Genomic DNA, 16134 nt, shown 5'->3' with positions numbered 1-16134 from the left:
CAGCACGGCCCGTGTCGCCCGCAGGTTCGAATAGGGCCGCCGAAGACGCGCATCGGCCCGTCGGCGGCCAGGCGCGTCAACTGATTTTCAGACACCCATTCTCCAGATGCAGCAGGCGGTCGGCGAAGCGGCGGGCGAGATCGTGCTGATGCAGCGAAACGAGCACCGCGAGCCCGTCCCGGCGAGCGAGGTCCCGCAACAGGGCGACCACCTCCTCCGCCAGCGCGGGATCGAGACTTGCCACCGGCTCGTCGGCCAGCAGGATGCGGGCGCGCTGGTGCAGCGCGCGAGCGATGGCGACGCGCTGGCGTTGCCCGCCGGACAGCCGGTCGGCCCGCCGCGCGCCGAGCCCACCGAGGCCGACACGGTCAAGGCAGGCCTCGGCCGCCGCAATATCCGCGCGCGGCCAGAGCCTGAAGGCTGCGCGCCAGAAGCCGATACGGCCGAGCCCACCGACCAGCACGTTGTCGCGCGCGCTCAGCCGGTTCGCCAGCGCGTGCTGCTGGAAGACCAGCGCCGGCGGGCCGGCCACAAGGATCGTGCCGCGCGCGACCAGCAGCCCCGCGATGGCGCGCAGCAGCGTCGTCTTGCCCGCGCCGGAGGCGCCCGTCAGCGCCACCAGCTCGCCGGGGGAGACATCGAGCGCGACGTCGCGCAGCACCGCGCGCCCGCCGAGCGTCGCGCTGAGCCCGCGCACCACCAGCCCCGGATCGGCCCGCAGCATCACAGAAGCCGCGCCCTGAGCATGGCGGAGAGACGGTCGGCTGCGAGCGTCATCGCGACGATGAGCGTGAGGATGGCCAGCAAGCGGCCGAAGTCGAGCAGGTCCACGGCGTTCTTCAACTCCTGCCCTATGCCGCCCGCACCGACGAGGCCGAGCACGGTGGAGGCGCGGATGTTGAACTCCCAGACATAAAGCGTGGCGGAGGCGGTCTGCGGCAACGTCTCCGGCAGCAGCACCACGGCGGCAGCCTGGGCGCGGCCGGCACCGGCGCTGCGGGCGGCCTCCATTGGCGCCGGGTCAGCCGCCTCCAGCGCCTCGGACCACAGCTTGCCGAGGCTGCCGGCGGAATGCAGCGCGACGCCAAGCATGCCCGCGAACGGGCCGAGGCCGACCGCGGCGACGAAGATCAGCGCGAAGACGAAGCTGTCGATGCCGCGCAGCGCATCGAGCAGCGTGCGGACTGGATGATAGAGCGCCGGGATGGGGTTCGACGGCCGTGCAGCGGCCAGAGCCAGCGGCAGCGCCAGAACCGCGGCGAGCGTGGTGCCGAGGGTGGCGAGCGCCACGGTCTCTGCCGCGCGAGCCATCAGGTCGCCGAAACCCGAGAAATCTGGCGGGAAGCCGCCGGCGATCCAGCCCGCGAGCCGCGGCAAGCCGGCCCAGAGGCGCGCCAGATCGGGCTCCACCACCCAGATGCACGCCGCCTGCAGCGCGAAGAAGGCGGCGATCCAGGCCGTGCGCCGCATCAGGTCGTGGAGAGCCGGCCGAGTGCGCGGCCCGCCGCCTCGATCGGCGCGTAGGTTTCCGCGGTGGCGGGCAGCCAGCCGGTGTAGTTCGGTGGCATGATCCGCGGCGCATCGGCATCCCCGATCGCCAGCGCCGCCTGCGCGATGGCGGCCTTGAGGCCGGGGTCGAGATCGCGGCGCACGGCCAGCGCGTCATTGGGCAACGGATCGCTGCGCCAGACCACCTTCACCTGCCCCTCGCGCACGCGCCCCGCCGCCATCATGGCGGCGAGGTTGCGGTCGAAATCGGTCGCGAGGTCCACCTGTCCCGAGGCAACGGAGATGACGTTCGCCGCATGGCTCGCGCCGTCGCGGTAGCGGAAGAAGCTCCGCGGCTCGATGCCGCGCGTCAGGAACCAGTGGTGCGGGATCAGCCAGCCGCTGGTGGAGCCCGCATCGGCGAAGGAGATCGACATCCCCCGCGCATCCTCCGGGAAGCGTGCGATGGGCAGATCGGGTCGGCCGATGATGATGGCGTGATAGGTCGGCCGGCCTTCGTACAGCACAGTGGCCAGCGCCTCCGCCCGCGCGCGCGCTCGGGCAAGCACGTAGCCCCATGGGCCCATCCAGGCGCAGTCGGTCTGGCCGCTTCCGAGCGCCACCGCGATGCCGGCCCAATCCGTGGTCACCGCCAGTTCGTGCGGGCGGCCGAGTGCAGCGGCGACATGGGCGAAGAAGGGCGCGAAGGCGCGGCGCGTGTCGCCGGCGGTCGGCTGGAAGGGACCGACGGCGAAGCGCAGCGGCGCAGCCTGGGCGATGGCGGGTGTGGCCAACGCAACAAGCGGCAGGGTCAGCAGGGAACGGCGATGCATGGGCTTGGACCTTATCGCGAGCACGCGGCGCCACCGAGCACGCAGAAGCGCGCGCAATGCGGATGGTTGAGCGCGACCGGGCGCGCGGCTTCGGCGAGCGTCGCGCCGAGTTCGAAGCGCGTGTCGTAGGGCAGCAGCGTACAGGCGATGACGGCAGGCCGCGCCGCGCCCCTGCGCTTCACCACCATGCGGGAGGAGGCGCACATCACGCTGCCTGGCGCCTTGCCCAGGATGCCCCAGCAGGCCTCACTGATCTCCGGCACCTCGGCGCCTTCGTCCATTTCGGGGAAGAGCATCAGCGCAACCGGGTCCTGTGCCTCCACCGCGATGCTGTGTTCCGCGAAGAGCGCGGCGTAGCCGGCGCGCATCGCCGCCTCGCCCTCGCGGCCGAAGCCGAGCCGACCGGCGACATGCACCGTGAAGCCCTGCCGGGCGAGCCAGACCAATCCATCCAACGCCTTCGCGAAGCTGCCCTCGCCGCGCTCCAGATCGTGGATGGCGGCATCGTGGTGATCGAGGCTGACGCGCAGCACCAGCCGGGCTGATCCGAAGCGGGCCTGCAATTTCATCAGCCCGTCGGCGTATCGCCGCATCGGCTGCATCGCGTTGGTCAGCACCAAGGCGGAGAGGCCCGGCCTGGCGAGGACATCCGCCAGCATCGCCAGCAGTCCAGGATTCATGAAGGGCTCGCCGCCGGTGAAGCCGACCTCCTCCAGCGGCTCACCGCGAAAGGTCGCCTCGTCGAGAAAACCAGCCACTTCGGCGGGCGAGATGTAGGCCAGCGCGTCGTTGCGCGGACTGCTCTCGATGTAACAGCCGGCGCAGGTGATGTTGCACAGCGTGCCGGTATTGATCCACAGGGTCTGGAGACCCTGCGGCGCCACCTGCGCGCGTGGCTGCCCCTTGGCCGTCCGGACCGGATCCTGAAACTTCGCGGGGCTCGGCGCATGCGGCACGATGATGCGGACGGACAAGGCAGCGTTCCTCCTGGCAGATCGGATGGTCAGGCTGCCATTACGCCGGAGGCAACGGCGAGGTTACCCGCCCAATCACGATCGGCGCCGGGCTCGCAGGCCATCAAGCGCTTCCGCCCCGATCACCCAAATAATCTTCCACCCCGCCCGGATGGTGCCCGACAGTGTCCCGGAGATCTTCGATATCCCGATGCGACGCCGATAGCCTACGGGCAGTTCCTGCACGCGCAGGCCGAGACGGGCCGCCCGGACCTGCATTTCCACCGTCCAGCCCCAGGTCTCGTCGCGCATGGCAAGCCGCGCCAGCGCCTCCCGGCGGATCACGCGGAACGGGCCGAGATCGGTGTAGCGCACGCCCCAGACCAGGCGGATCAGCAGGCACGCCAGTGCATTGCCGAAGCGCTGCTGGGGCGTCAGCGCACCGGTCTCGACGCCGAGCGTGCGCGCGCCGATGACCAGTTCCGCTTCCCCCGCCGCGATCGGGGCGAGGAGCCGCAACATGTCCTCCGGCCGATCGGAGGCGTCACCATCCATGAAGATCACCGTATCCACGTCAGGCGAAAGAGCAGCAATGCCGGCGAGGCAGGCGCGGCCATAGCCGCGGCGTGGCTCCGAGACGACGCGCGCCCCGTAGCGGCGAGCAATTTCGGGCGTACCGTCGTTGCTGGCATTGTCCACCACGATCACCTCGGCGACCCAAGGCGGGATCGCCGGCAGGACGCTCGGCAGTGCCAGTGCCTCGTTGCGGGTCGGGATGATCACACCGACCCGCAATCCCGCCGGCGCGGTCATGGTCGGAACTCCCTGCGCCGTCTTGACCAGATTAACATGACAAGAACTCCAAGCACGTGCACGGCGGCGATCCCGTTGGCAAAGAAGGCCCGGTGGCCGGGCTCAGACAGCAAGGCGAAGAACAGGTAGTACAGCGGCAGCAGGACCGCCGGCAGCAGCAGCGCCCGACACCCGAGCATCGCTGCGAAGGGCAGGAACCACACCGCATACCAGGGGTATTGTGCCGGCGAGAGGTAGAAGGTTGCCGCCGACACGACGAGTGCGGCGCGGACCAGTTCCACTGGGCCGCCCGGCGGGCGGAACGCCACCGCCAGTGCCACCGCGCCCGCGGCCAGGGCAAGAAGCGGCCGCAGGACCTGGCCGGCATCCCGCCCGAGCAGAGCCACGATCCAAGACACCGGGGCATTGTTGACGACCCATTTGACGGCGAAGGCGCTGAGGCCGGCATCTGGCGCCGCCAAGGTCGTTGCCAGTGGCAGGAGCGTGGCCGCGGCGACCGTGACGAAGGCAACCGCCGCCGCTACCCTCGCCCCAGGTGGCAGCCAGCGCGCGATGAGCGGCGCAAGCAGCAGCGGCCAGACCTTCACGCCAGCCGCCAGGCCGAGCAAGGCGCCGGCCAACCAGCCGCGCCCACTCAGCGTCGCCAGCAGAACGCCGAGCAGGAGTGGCTGCAGGAGCGCGTCCACATGCGCGGCGTTCGTCAGCACCAGAGGCAGCAGCGGGCAAAGCCACCACACCGCCACGCGCATCACGGGTTGGCCCGACCGCCGCAGCATCGCCGCGAGCAGCCCGAGCGTCGCCAGTTCCGCCGCGAGCATGATGACCCGCAGACCCAGGAGCTCCCACGGCGCAACCCAATGCGCGAGTAGGAAAGCGAGCTGGGCGGTGCCTGGGTAGATGGTCCGCAGCGCCGCAAAGGGCAGGATGGCATGCAGTGCCGATCCGGCCTCGCCAAGCCCGGGGGGGAGCCCTGCGCCTGGCGGCGCGCCCCATGGCCAGATGCCATGCGCCACCAGCGCCCCGTCCCATAGATAGCGCAGCGCGTCGGTGTCGAGGACCAGCGGGGTTGCAAGCCAACCCAGGCGCATGGCGGCGCCAAGGATGAATATGGCGCCGACCGCCACCCGAGCCGGCGGCAGCCGCTCCAGCGGGCCGATCGCCGCGAACCAGGCCGCGCCGCCAAGCAGCGCGAGGCCGACAAAGGCCGCGATCTGCGGCGCGCCCGGGCTATCCTGCTCAACCAGCGCGGGAGCCAGGGCGATCATGCCGGCATGGGCGCCTGCGAGCACAGCAGCCATCGCCAGCAGGCGCTGACCCTCGCGCGGGGCGGCGCTATGCCCCATCTGTGTAACCCAGGTGCGGCCTGCGACGAATCATCGCTGGGGTATACCAGGCCCAGACCCAACCGAAGGACCCAACGCCATGGCGCCTTTCTCTCGACCCACACGACGGAGCCTTCTGTTTGCCGGCGCCGGGGCGCTGGCCGTCACGGGCGGCACGGCCTTGGCATTGTCCTGGCCGCGCGGCCTGCCCGACCCCGCCAACCCGCGCACGACGATGCGCGATGTCGAAGCGGCCGTAGCCCGACTGCTCCCGGTGCCGGAGATCACCTCCGCGGAGCTCGCCCGGCGGATCGGGACGGGTGAACGCATCCTGCTGCTCGACGTGCGCGAGCCAGCCGAATACGCGCAGAGCCGGATCCCTGGCGCGCTGCGCGTCCCGCCCGACGCCCCGGCCGGCGCGGTCCTGGCGGAGCTCGGCACGCGGATGGCCGGCACCACCGTGGTGCTTTACTGCGCCGTTGGCTGGCGTTCCGGCCTGATGCTGAAGGGTATCAGGCAGGCAGCGGCAGAGGCGCCTGCGGCGGCGCTGCTGAACCTTCGCGGTGGCATCTTCCGCTGGCACGCGGAGCACCGTCCCCTCGAACTCGCGGCCGGCGCAGAGGGCGTGCACCAGTTCAACGCCGCCTGGGGGCTGCTGCTGCAGAGGCTCACAGGCAGCTGAGCGATGAAGCCTCATCCGCTAGGCGCGACGTCGTTCAGCGTCCAGTCATAGACATGGTCGGCAACGGTGGCGACGGCAGCGAGTTGCGCCGCGAGCGCCGGCGCAGCGTACAGGCGCAGGTGGGTGAGCACGCCCGCATCATTGCCCCCGAAATCCTCCTTGAACCAGTGGTAGATGGAGTTGACGCGCAGCCGTCCGTCCGGCAGCACCGTAGCACCGCGGGGATGGTTGACGAAGGCGGCCGCGGCCGCGTCCAGCTCCGCCCGCAGCGTCGCCGCTCGCCAGGCACGTGGCCAGATGTTCGGGCAGCCGATCGAAGCGCAGTTGACGGCGTAGTGCACGCGCGGGTCGCGAAAGGTCGGGCGCATGGTCTCGTGCTCGATGTCATCTAGCGACATCCGCCGGCCCTCGATGGTCACGAGGCGCGTGCGCCACGGCCCGATGAACTGGCGCGGGTCGAAGGGAACGCCGGTTGATCGGATGTCGCGAATGGAACGCACCGGGTAGCGGTCCAACACGACCTTCAGGGTCAGCGCATTGTATAGATTGGACCAAAAGGCGAAGGCTTCGTTGCGCGGCATCGCCGCTGGGCGGCGCGTCGCGGCTAAGGCGATCCAGCCATGCAGCGCGCCCATGTCGGCGGCGGAGGCCTTCCAGGCGGCGTAGCGAACGCGCATCACGCCATCCGCATGCGGGACGACATGGCGGGCCAGCAGTGCGTCCAGCACATCATCGGCATCAGCCTGCGCATGCGAGGCGCGCGGCAGCAGCGCGACGAGGGGGAGTGCCAGGAATGTTCGGCGAGGTGTCATGTTCGGCTCCATCAGTTGCGCGCGAACCGCGCCTTGATCGGGATAGCGGCCAGTGAAAGGGCCGCGAGGCCCAGCAGCGCACCCAGGATCTGCGGCGTCAGCACCGCGCGCGGATCGAAGTCGCCCCCCATCGCCAGCACATCGCCGAGCCCGGCGCCCGCGAGGCTGAACACCATCGTCCCTGGCAGGATGCCGAGCGCGGTGGTGACGATGTAGGTCGTCAGCCGCACGCCGACGAAAGCCGGGACAAGGTTGACCAGGAAGAAGGGGAATAGCGGGACCAAGCGTAGCACCAGCAGATATGACGCGGCGTTGCGCCGGATGCCATCGCCCAGCGTGCGCGCCTTCGGTCCCAGCCGGTCCAGCGCATCCGCGCCGAACAGGCGCTGCGCGAGCAGGAAGATCAGCGTCGCGCCGACCGTCGCACCCACCACCGTCAGTGCCGTTCCACCGAGCGTACCGAACAGCAGCCCGCCCGACAGGGTGAGGAACACGGCGCCAGGCACCGAGAAGGCGACGGCCACGACATAGACCCCGACATAGCCGAGCGCGGCCAGCACCAGGTTCGCCGCGACGAAGGCGTTCAGCGCCTCACGGTGTGCTGCCAGCGTGGCAAGGGAAAGGTGCTCCGAAAGCCCCGTCGCGCGTAGAGCGACGAGCAGTCCGACCATACCGAGGCTGATCCAGACCCGGCGGTCGCGCAGCAAAAGGGGAAAGATCATGACGTGCTCTCCTCAGCGCAACAGGCGCTGGATAAGGCCGACCAACCGGTGCGTCTTGATCGGGACAACGGAAGTGCCGGCCGCGACCGAGATGCCACCAAAGCCCACGCCGATCAGGCGGAGGTCGAGGGCAGCGCGCCGGAACGCCGGGGGCTGGCAGCATCGCATCCATCGGGGTTGAGCCTCACTGGTTCGCGCCACAGATCGGCGGGCAACTCGTGGGGGTTACAGGCGGAGCCAAGCATTTCGTCTCGAGACCTCCCGAAAAGGCAGACCTCTCACCGCCGGCCCACTCGGCCAGCAGAGCGCGCGTGTGCGGCGCCGGGCCGCCCGTCATCCCCGAATTGAGGCATGGCGCTTGCCCGGCGAATTCCCTCTGCAATCGAAGGACGTCTTGAGGCTCGTCGACATCATACCAACGCGGCAACAGCATGACGGGCAGGCCGAGTTCCCGCGCGCGTTCGACCGTGCACGCGAGCACATCCGGCGTGCTCCAGGCGATGTCCTCGAAAAGTCGCGGATGGGGCCGCTTCAGCCCGACCAGGTAGTAGCCACCGTCGAGAGCGGGACCGAGAACGACCCGGTCACCGGGCGCACGGAGTGCAGCGATGGCCTCGACGATGAAATCCGTCGGCAGGGTCGGGCTGTCGCCGTTTACCATAATGGCGCAGTCGTGACCGTCGCCAAGAAAGGCCGCCATGCTCATGTCCAGAACTGCGCCGACGCTCTGCGCGTGGCTCAACACCAGCGTCCAGGGCGGTGGCAGCAGCGCCCGCAGCAATACGTCCGACCCGGCTGGACTGTAGAGCGCGTAAAGTTGCCGGCCGAGAGGGCTGGGCACGGCTTCCAGCGCAGCAGCAACGTCACGAATGAAACAGCCGGACAGTCGTGCGACCATTTCCGCCCCGAGCAGAGGCCGAAGGCGCGATTTGCCCCCGCCGACGCCCGGCGTCTTGCAGACAATCGAAATCGCAGCCCCCGGACCCATCGCTCCTCACTCACATTGTTGAACCGGCCATACGTTCACGAGACCGAGGAGGTTACCTCGGATGCATCAGATCCTGGCGCCGAGCTTCAGGACGGGTATTGGCGCCGTTGACTGCGGCGCCGACGCCGCCCACCCGCGCCGTCTCGCTCATCATCCGGTCCGGCGAGGCCGCCAGGAGAAGAAAGCAGGCGGAAGCGCAGATGGCATTGTGTGGAAGAAAGACGGGGATGCGATATCGAGCAATCATGCTCGCCATATCGGAGGCTTCGCCCAGCAAACCGCCCTCGCTGGAGATGTGAAGCACAACCTCCTGTCCCGGATGCGCGCGGATCGCACGCCGCAGGCGCTCTGCGTCTCCCCGTACGATGTTCCCCTGCGCCCGGATCGCCATCGTGTCACTCGCGAGAGGGGCCGAAGTGAATTCCATTGCGCCCGCGCTGCCAGCAACCAACGCGATTGCTGCCGAGGCTAGAACGGTGAGGGTCTTTCGACGGAGGGGCATCATTCATGCCAGCACATTTGCCGTGTGAGGGGAAGCTCCAGCACCGCCCATTCCCGCGCGCCAATTAGGCGCAGGATGGGTGGGGGATGGACGGGCTCGTGCAGCATCGTGTTGCCGGGCGGCAATGCCATTCTCGGCGCCCGTGCGGCCGGCCTCCAGCACGGCTCCGGACCTGCGATGCGCTTCAGGATTTCGCGCAAGATCGCTTCGCCCTCGGGTGTCAGCGGGGCTCCTCGTTGGCTGTCTCGATCGAGCCCCAGCCGGAGAGCTACCTTGATTTCGGTGGGCACTTCATCCAGCTTGACACTCGCGCCCTCGGCGCCGCCCTCATCGCCCGCCTTCCAAGCGGGGGGGATCGGGGCGGATGCCTGGGGCGTCCTTTGGCACTTCCTAGCTTTGAGAGCCCCGCTTATCTGCCGAATGCGAGACTTGGGGAGGGTTGCAGGGATGCGTATCTCCTGCGGCGATTACCGGCCGCCTTGCTCCGTGTTTCTAGATAGCGCAACGCCTGAGTGTCTGTCCGCGAACATTTTTAATGCTTGCATAGTCTTCGCATCATGAGACGAATGGATGCGAGGCGGAAAAATGCGAGCACGGTGCGGTTGACGTTGCCGTGTTGTGAAGTCGGCCCGTCCCGCGCCGGACTACTTAGCCATCATTGGCATGGGGGAGGCAGTGGATACGCCGCGGCATCTGCCTGGCGATCAGTCCGATGCGCCGCGCCCGCCTCCATCACGTTTCCTCCGCCTCCCCATCCACGATTTGCACGGGCTTGAAGGCGCGCCCCTGCACTTCCTGGATCAGCAGGGTCAACGGGTTCTCTGCGCTCCCGGCGACCTCAACCTTCTCTCCATAGGTCCTCGGCGCCAGCTTCGCAGCTCGCCATTGCCGCGCCCAGATGCGGAGCTTCACCACCTGCCAGTTCTCCGGCGTGGCGGCATCGGCCAATTCGATTGTCTCATCAATCATCGCATGCTGCTGCGCCTCGCGCGCACGCGCGATAGCGTTCCGAAAATCCCCGTCCACGGCCATCTTCGCATAGACCGCCGTGCGGGCGGGGCAATCATCCTGTGCACAGGCCTCGCTCATGCTCATCCCGCCAATGAGAAGCTGGCACAGCCGATCGATGGCCTGGGGATCATCAGGTGATGGCTTGATCGGAGGGCGGCCAATCGGGCGGCGCGCGGGCGCTCCACGCTGCTTCGCCTGCCCCTTGGTCGGGCTATCAGTTTTTCGCTTTGTCATGAGGTCCCTCCGCGTTGATCGGACTGGATCGCACTCATGCGCGGCCGTGAGACGCTCGTTTAACACGGCAGCGTAGCGGCAATCCACGGTATCAGGACCGCGAGAGTGCCGGGCGCCATCCTCAACGGTCCTGCTTGGAAGGCTGGGGACGCACCCTCCTCGGTATATGGTTTCACGACAGGCCGTCTACCAAAAGCGTCAGGATTGCCCACAACGCCCGCCAGGGGGCTTCCCGCGCCATCCGGTGAGGCAGGTGCGGTCGCGCTCAGGCGGCGCCGGCAGCGCCAGTGGGCGTTCAGCCGCCCCTCATAGGCGAGCGGCCGGCTGGCCAGGGTGGAGGAGGGTGGAGGACTGACCCGTTTCAACGCACGCGCGCACGTGGGAGATTAACGTTCCTCACTTCCACCCTCCTCCACCCTCTCCCCCCGGGCGTCCGGCTGGGCCTGGCGGCCGATGCCCTTAATCCACTGCACGCCCTTCACTGTGGCGTATCGGACGCCCTTCACCTTCTCCAACGCGCTGCGGAATTGCTGCGGGGTGGGCGGGGCCTCGCCGCTCTCCGCGGCCCAGGTGCGGCAATCCGCAAGCAGCACGCCCGGCTTTATCTCCAGATGTGACGCTAGGATGCAGCGCTCAGCCAGCCAGCGCCCAATGACGTCCTGGGCCTCGAAGTATTCCTCAGTCGCGCCGGTCACGATTGCCGGGCGAACGAGGCCGTTCTCCTGCCAATCGAGGCAACCCTCGATCATCCATCGCAAGATGCCGGGCCATTCGGCCTTTAGCTTTTGCTCAAGGTGACGGTCGGGCGTCTCAGGTTTGTGGAGAAACGGCACGATATTGAACCGCCGCCTCGCAGCATCGTCCACATTCCGGAGGGCAGGCTTGTGGTTGCCTGCAATGGTGAGCTTGAACTGAGGCGTGTAGGTGAAGAAATCCTGGCGCATGAAGCGAGCTGAGATGGGGTCGCCACCGGTCATCTGCTTGATGCGGGCTTCAGCCCATGTCCGGCCCTCCTCGGTCTCGGTCGCTGTCACCAAACGCGCGCCGCGCAGCATGGCGAGGTCAGTAGGATGCTTGTCGTTGGGCGAACTGGTGAAGGTGTCCATCGCTGCCGATGCGATGTAGTCAGCCAGGATGCCGGCGAGGGTGTTCAGGAAGACGCTCTTTCCGTTGCCGCCCGGTCAGCGCGCTCCCAGGCCCGCCGCAGTTCGCGGCCGCCACCTGATCCACGTGGTTCATGCGCTCGTCCTCCAGGCTGTGTCAGCGCAATTGCCGGCCATCGCTCGCATGGGCATCGTTCTATCAGCCTCACTCATGGGAATACCTCTCCCGTTGTGGGGTCAGGCCGGAAGGGTGTCACAACCACTCCTCCGGCCGCCCTCGTTGCCCGGAACCGCCGGGCGCGGATCACTCAGGCCGAAGCCTGCCGCTTCGCCTTCTCGGCGGCCAGCGATGCCACGACAGCCGGTGCCGACTTCGCGCGCCAAGCTGCCCACGCCTCCATCATCGGCCGGCGTTCTTCCGTCAGCGGCTCGCGCGCATAGGCGGCCCGCACCTTGTCCTTGTCGGTATGGGCGAGGGCCTTCTCGCTCAGATGGTCGCCCCAGCCTTGGGCCAGGGACCACGCCTTGAAGCTGGCGCGGAAGCCATGCGGCACCACCACCCGGCCCTCGGGATCGCGCCAGCGGGGTAGCTCGCCCTCGGCCAGGCCATCGGTTGCCATGCCCCGCACCAGCATGGAGAGCGTCATGTCGGAGAGGGCCTTGCCGCTGCGCTGGCCGGGGAACACCAGGCTATCCCGCCCCTCCGCCAGCTTCTTCACCTCCTCCAGCACCGCCAGCGCGGCAGGGGAGAGCGGCACGAAATGAACCTTGCCAGCCTTCATGCGGGCAGCGGGAACAATCCATACGGCATCAGCTTCATTCACCTCGCCCCACGTCATCCCGCGGACCTCGCCCGTGCGGGCGCCGGTCAGGATGGAGAAGCGCAGCGCCAGGGCCGCCATGCCCTTCCGGCCTTCCAGCGCCTCCATGAAGGCGGGCATCTCCTGCCACGGCAGGGAGGGATGGTTCTCGCCCTTCCCCTTCTCCCGCCGCACCACCGCCTTGAGCCTGGACGGGGCGCCCAAGGCTTCCGACAGATGCCCGCGCCATGTGGCAGGGTTCGGGCCGCGCGGGCGGCTGCCGGTCGCGGCGGCGTAGTTCAGCACCGCCTCGATACGGCCCCGCACGCGCGAGGCAGTCTCAGGCGTCTTCGTCCAGATGGGTTGCAGCACGCGCAGCACGTCATCCGTGTCCACCTTGGCGACAGGCCGCGCCCCGATCTTGGGGAACACATGGGCCTTCAAGGTGGCGAGCCATTGGGCGCCATGCTTGGGGTTCTTCCACTCCGGGGCCTTGGCGCGGTGCAGGGCCTCGGCAGCGGCCTTGAAGGTGGTGGTGACGGCGGGGGCAGCAGCGGCCTTCTTCTCGGCACGGGCGGCGATAGGGTCCGCCCCCTTGGTTGCCAGCCTCCGGGCATCCTCGGCAGCCATGCGGGCATCTGCCAGCCCCACCAGGGGGAAGGCCCCCAGGCTCATGTCCCTGCGCTTGCCGGCCACCGTGACGCGCAACACCCATACGCCCGCGCCGGCCTCATGGGTGGGCTTCACCAGCAGATGCAGGCCAGCGCCGGCCATGATCCGTACCACCTTGCCGGGTGGGTTCTCTGCCAGGGCTGAAAGCCGCGCCTTCAACGCCTTCGCTGATATGTCCGCCATGATTTCGCTTCCCACACTGGTTCCCACATTAGCGTGGGAACGGAGGGAGGCAAGGGAAACCAGAGGGGCACACTCCCATTCGATCGTGCCCAGCTTAAACGTCAGTTTTGGCACAGTCCGGGACGGTCAGGGGCACCATACAGGCGGACACCTCATCCGCCAGTTCGCAGAATTTCGCTCGGCTACGCTGCTTTTCGCTCCGGTTCGCGGTGTCACTCAGGAAACCATCAATTACGCGCGAAAATCTGCGAGGGACCGCGTGTAGAAGCCCAGCCGCGACGACCGCAGCACAATGTGCAAGCGGCACACAAAATGGATCTCATAAACGTCTTGACACGAAGAACAAAATAGGAATATCCTTAGCTCTTATGCGTGGAGCCATGCCTTTTGAAGGTGCAGAAGCCATTGCTGATCGGCCTCTGCGTCGCCGGGCTCCTGGCCATCGCCGCGCGCCCTGCCTGGGACATCCTAGTTTTGATTTTCGAGGATCCCCTCTCCGACCATGGGGCCGCGGTTTTCTCCTTTGTTGGAGAGCGGCCGGATGAGGTCCGGATCGTCGCTTTTCGTCTCGGTGAAAACGCGCGCCTGAGCGAGGAAGCTTCCGACAGGAGCTACACGATCCCTAGCCCATCGAGCCGCGGGACAATGTCCTGGGCGACGGTGTCGGCACGTGAAGGCCGCCAACAAGCCGAAATCCGCTACCGCGTCGGTCACAGTGCTGAGACGAAGGTTTTCCAGTTCGACGTCGATCTCATCGCGCAAAGTCAGTGCGACGTGGCGGTCCGCTTTGCTGAGGAAGGGCCGCGCGCCAGCGCCTGCACCAACCATCGACCTGCCTCCTACGGCGGTACTTGGCGACACTGAGGCCGAGATCGGCTGGCGCCGGCGATTGCAACCTACCCCCTGAAAGGATGAAACTATGGATGATCCCAGCCCAAGCTTGGGCAGGATTGCGCGTCTGCGCGCGATCGCTGCGCAAGTGCGCGACTTTGCTAACGACGAAGCCGAGGCGTCGCGGCTGCCCGGGCAGGACCAAGGACCAGCAGATGCCTACCGCCATCTCGTTGGAGTTGCGGAACTGTCACGCCGCGCGGGTCCACTGCTTGCCGCAGCGATGGCTGAGCGGAATGAGTGGGCCAGCACCGAAGCGATGCTGCGCTCAATTCTCGGCGGCAGACCTATTGCTCCAAGCAACATGCCTGTGGCGCGCAGGATGGATCGTCACAACAACCTTCTCGCGGTTGGAATAGGTGCTCGGGCGCGTTCTACCGAAGATGTTGTCATGCGCGTCCGCTCTATGATGGAGCGTGCCATCGAGACCACAGGCGGGTCCGGACGTGGGAACAGTCCGTACTGGCGTGAGGCGAGATATTGGTCGGAGGGCTCGACGTTGGCCAACTGGTCGCCGAACAACTGGTCCAAGATCGACGAGGCAGAGCATTTCAGGACGTATCGTCGTCGGATCGATGGCGGCGGCAGACCGGAGCGCGAGAGCAACACAACAGGTGGCGCCGTGCAGGTCCGCCCTCATACTCGTGATGGTCATCCAGTATCCGGGCACACGCGTTCGAGCCCTGTGAACTAATCCAAGCGTCTCGTACGGCGATGTGGTTCTCGACGGTGGCAGCTATTCGCGCACGGTAGAGGCGGCACCACAGCCGCAGCGGATGGCGTCGAGCGTGGCCGCGCTGGCCTGGCGCACGATTTTCGCCCAGAGCGCGCGCGGCGTGACCATCCGGCGACCCGCGATCGCAGAGACCGTTCATTCCCAGTGAACTACGCCCCGCCAGCATTTCCATACAAGACACTGATTGGATTTTGTTTTTTCTGTTGTCGCTTTAGGCGATCCACAAATGCGTCCACAAGGGGTTGCCAGATACCCCCCCACGTGCGCGCTGGCCTACCCGGTTGAGTGTGCCTCCATCGGTGGCTTTTTCAGCACCACAAACCCGCACCGGGCCAAGTGTGCCACCACGCCCCGTGCCACCGCCGCCGGATCATCCCGGGTCCGCATGCCCAGAGGCTTGCCCCGGTCGTTGAACCTCAGGGCGTAGGCGATGGTCTCGGCCAGATCATCCGGCTCGGCGGGCGTCAGGTCCGGTGCGGTCACTCCTCGCCCTCGCCGTGCTGTAGCACCGCCTGAACCGCCTCCCCGATCATCTTCGCCGGTAGCGCCGGATGCAGCGCCCACGCCACCCGGCGGGCTTCCTCGGCCGCATCCAGGCGGCGGCTAAGGGCCAGGGCCGCCGCTCGCCGCATGGCGTCAGCAGTTTGGGCCGTAAGCCAAGGGGGCGTGCGGTAGGGCTGCGGCATGTCGAGAACATAAAGCGAACAAAAGCCGGGACACAAGCGCGGACCTCTCCGCCTCCGATATCGAGCGCCTCGATTTCCCTAACTGCGCTCAGCCTCGCGGCAGATCACGCGACGCAAGTCACGGCCACACGACGCGACCGGAAAACATAGATGGACCACACCCCCAGCCCCACCAGGGCGCCAAACCACGAGCCCCAGGCTTCACCCGGAATTTCGTCAAGAACTGCCCCAAAACCGACAGAAACCCCATACTTTAAGCTTAACGCCAAAACAGCCAAAGCCGATGTAAGAAACGGCGAAACAACCACAAACCCCACCAACGCAACCCAGCACTTCTTAAAGTATATTTTCCCCCTCATCAAACCAAAAATACACAAACCAATTAAAGACAACTGCACAATCAGAGCCATTAAATCAATGTGATCGAGCAAAGGAAACTGCGCCGATATTTGCGGGTCTCTGTTTTCTAAAAATTTAGCGATTTCGCCCAACGCCTTTAAGACACCGATCCACAATGATGCAGCAAATATAAATAGCCACCCCTTCAGTCCGGCCGTAATTCCTAAACCTTGCATCTTTTCTAGTTTTGCCCTCGAAACTGCCACGTAAATGATACCGGCAAACGGAGCAAAAACGAGAATTAATATAAGCCAATGCCAGACACTCATAAGGTGCTCCAAAGGGTTCCTACCCCACTCTGAGA

At 66.9% G+C, this 16134-nt stretch carries 17 protein-coding genes and 1 pseudogene; 3 read left to right on the top strand and 15 right to left on the bottom strand.

Features of this window, described 5'->3' with window-relative positions:
• Window positions 1-76 precede the first annotated feature (76 nt).
• The 6 genes from R9Z33_RS06065 to R9Z33_RS06040 all read right to left on the bottom strand — a co-directional run bounded on the left by R9Z33_RS06065 (window position 77) and on the right by R9Z33_RS06040 (window position 5385).
• Entirely contained in the window at window positions 77-724 is a 648-nt protein-coding gene (locus tag R9Z33_RS06065) for a phosphonate ABC transporter ATP-binding protein (RefSeq protein ID WP_318650410.1), read from the bottom strand.
• Window positions 724-1470: a phosphonate ABC transporter, permease protein PhnE gene (gene phnE, locus R9Z33_RS06060; protein WP_318650409.1), complete on the bottom strand. Its 747-nt coding sequence runs from the start codon at window positions 1468-1470 to the stop codon at window positions 724-726. The genes R9Z33_RS06065 and phnE overlap by 1 nt, the downstream gene beginning before the upstream one ends.
• Entirely contained in the window at window positions 1470-2321 is an 852-nt protein-coding gene (locus R9Z33_RS06055; protein ID WP_318650408.1) for a phosphate/phosphite/phosphonate ABC transporter substrate-binding protein, read from the bottom strand. The genes phnE and R9Z33_RS06055 overlap by 1 nt, the downstream gene beginning before the upstream one ends.
• An 11-nt stretch (window positions 2322-2332) precedes the next feature.
• Window positions 2333-3295 carry a radical SAM protein gene (locus R9Z33_RS06050; protein ID WP_318650407.1) on the bottom strand — a complete coding sequence of 321 codons (963 nt, stop codon included), beginning with the start codon at window positions 3293-3295 and terminating at the stop codon, window positions 2333-2335.
• A 75-nt stretch (window positions 3296-3370) separates the two neighbouring features.
• On the bottom strand, window positions 3371-4087 hold the full coding sequence (locus R9Z33_RS06045; RefSeq protein WP_318650405.1) for a glycosyltransferase family 2 protein: 717 nt from the start codon (window positions 4085-4087) through the stop codon (window positions 3371-3373).
• Window positions 4084-5385, bottom strand: a complete 1302-nt coding sequence (locus tag R9Z33_RS06040; RefSeq protein WP_318650404.1) for a glycosyltransferase 87 family protein — start codon at window positions 5383-5385, stop codon at window positions 4084-4086. The genes R9Z33_RS06045 and R9Z33_RS06040 overlap by 4 nt, the downstream gene beginning before the upstream one ends.
• Window positions 5386-5509: 124 nt before the next feature.
• Here R9Z33_RS06040 and R9Z33_RS06035 point away from each other — a divergent pair, with 124 nt between their 5' ends.
• Window positions 5510-6091, top strand: coding sequence for a rhodanese-like domain-containing protein (locus R9Z33_RS06035; RefSeq protein ID WP_318650403.1), 582 nt, complete (start codon window positions 5510-5512; stop codon window positions 6089-6091).
• An 11-nt stretch (window positions 6092-6102) separates the two neighbouring features.
• On the opposite strand, the gene R9Z33_RS06030 is transcribed toward R9Z33_RS06035, so the two are convergent.
• The 7 genes and pseudogenes from R9Z33_RS06030 to R9Z33_RS06000 form a co-directional block, all read right to left on the bottom strand.
• Complete coding sequence (locus R9Z33_RS06030; protein WP_318650402.1) at window positions 6103-6903, bottom strand: DUF547 domain-containing protein; 801 nt, start codon at window positions 6901-6903, stop codon at window positions 6103-6105.
• An 11-nt stretch (window positions 6904-6914) separates the two neighbouring features.
• Window positions 6915-7625 carry a TVP38/TMEM64 family protein gene (locus R9Z33_RS06025; RefSeq protein ID WP_318650401.1) on the bottom strand — a complete coding sequence of 237 codons (711 nt, stop codon included), beginning with the start codon at window positions 7623-7625 and terminating at the stop codon, window positions 6915-6917.
• A gap of 184 nt (window positions 7626-7809) precedes the next feature.
• Complete coding sequence (locus tag R9Z33_RS06020) at window positions 7810-8613, bottom strand: TIGR04282 family arsenosugar biosynthesis glycosyltransferase (RefSeq protein ID WP_318650400.1); 804 nt, start codon at window positions 8611-8613, stop codon at window positions 7810-7812.
• Between the two features lie 52 nt (window positions 8614-8665).
• The gene (locus R9Z33_RS06015) at window positions 8666-9004 is read right to left on the bottom strand and encodes a hypothetical protein (protein ID WP_318650399.1); all 339 of its coding nucleotides are present in this window, start codon (window positions 9002-9004) and stop codon (window positions 8666-8668) included.
• A gap of 843 nt (window positions 9005-9847) precedes the next feature.
• Complete coding sequence (locus tag R9Z33_RS06010) at window positions 9848-10360, bottom strand: terminase small subunit-like protein (RefSeq protein ID WP_318650398.1); 513 nt, start codon at window positions 10358-10360, stop codon at window positions 9848-9850.
• Between the two features lie 386 nt (window positions 10361-10746).
• A pseudogene (locus R9Z33_RS06005) lies at window positions 10747-11526 on the bottom strand (phage/plasmid primase, P4 family); the annotation flags it as partial.
• Window positions 11527-11771: 245 nt separating this feature from the next.
• Window positions 11772-13118 carry a tyrosine-type recombinase/integrase gene (locus R9Z33_RS06000; RefSeq protein ID WP_318650397.1) on the bottom strand — a complete coding sequence of 449 codons (1347 nt, stop codon included), beginning with the start codon at window positions 13116-13118 and terminating at the stop codon, window positions 11772-11774.
• Between the two features lie 387 nt (window positions 13119-13505).
• Between R9Z33_RS06000 and R9Z33_RS05995 the strand changes: the two genes are divergently transcribed.
• Complete coding sequence (locus R9Z33_RS05995) at window positions 13506-13982, top strand: hypothetical protein (protein WP_318650396.1); 477 nt, start codon at window positions 13506-13508, stop codon at window positions 13980-13982.
• Between the two features lie 55 nt (window positions 13983-14037).
• Entirely contained in the window at window positions 14038-14703 is a 666-nt protein-coding gene (locus R9Z33_RS05990; RefSeq protein ID WP_318650394.1) for a hypothetical protein, read from the top strand.
• 521 nt (window positions 14704-15224) lie between these two features.
• On the opposite strand, the gene R9Z33_RS05985 is transcribed toward R9Z33_RS05990, so the two are convergent.
• On the bottom strand, window positions 15225-15431 hold the full coding sequence (locus R9Z33_RS05985) for a hypothetical protein (protein ID WP_318650393.1): 207 nt from the start codon (window positions 15429-15431) through the stop codon (window positions 15225-15227).
• A gap of 104 nt (window positions 15432-15535) precedes the next feature.
• Window positions 15536-16099, bottom strand: coding sequence for a hypothetical protein (locus tag R9Z33_RS05980; RefSeq protein WP_318650392.1), 564 nt, complete (start codon window positions 16097-16099; stop codon window positions 15536-15538).
• Window positions 16100-16134 lie beyond the last annotated feature (35 nt).

Origin of the sequence: Sediminicoccus rosea, assembly GCF_033547095.1 — a bacterium.
Taxonomy (GTDB): Bacteria; Pseudomonadota; Alphaproteobacteria; order Acetobacterales; family Acetobacteraceae; genus Roseococcus; species Roseococcus rosea.
Note: the sequence above shows the minus strand (reverse complement) of the source record. Positions and strands in the feature narration are given on the sequence as shown.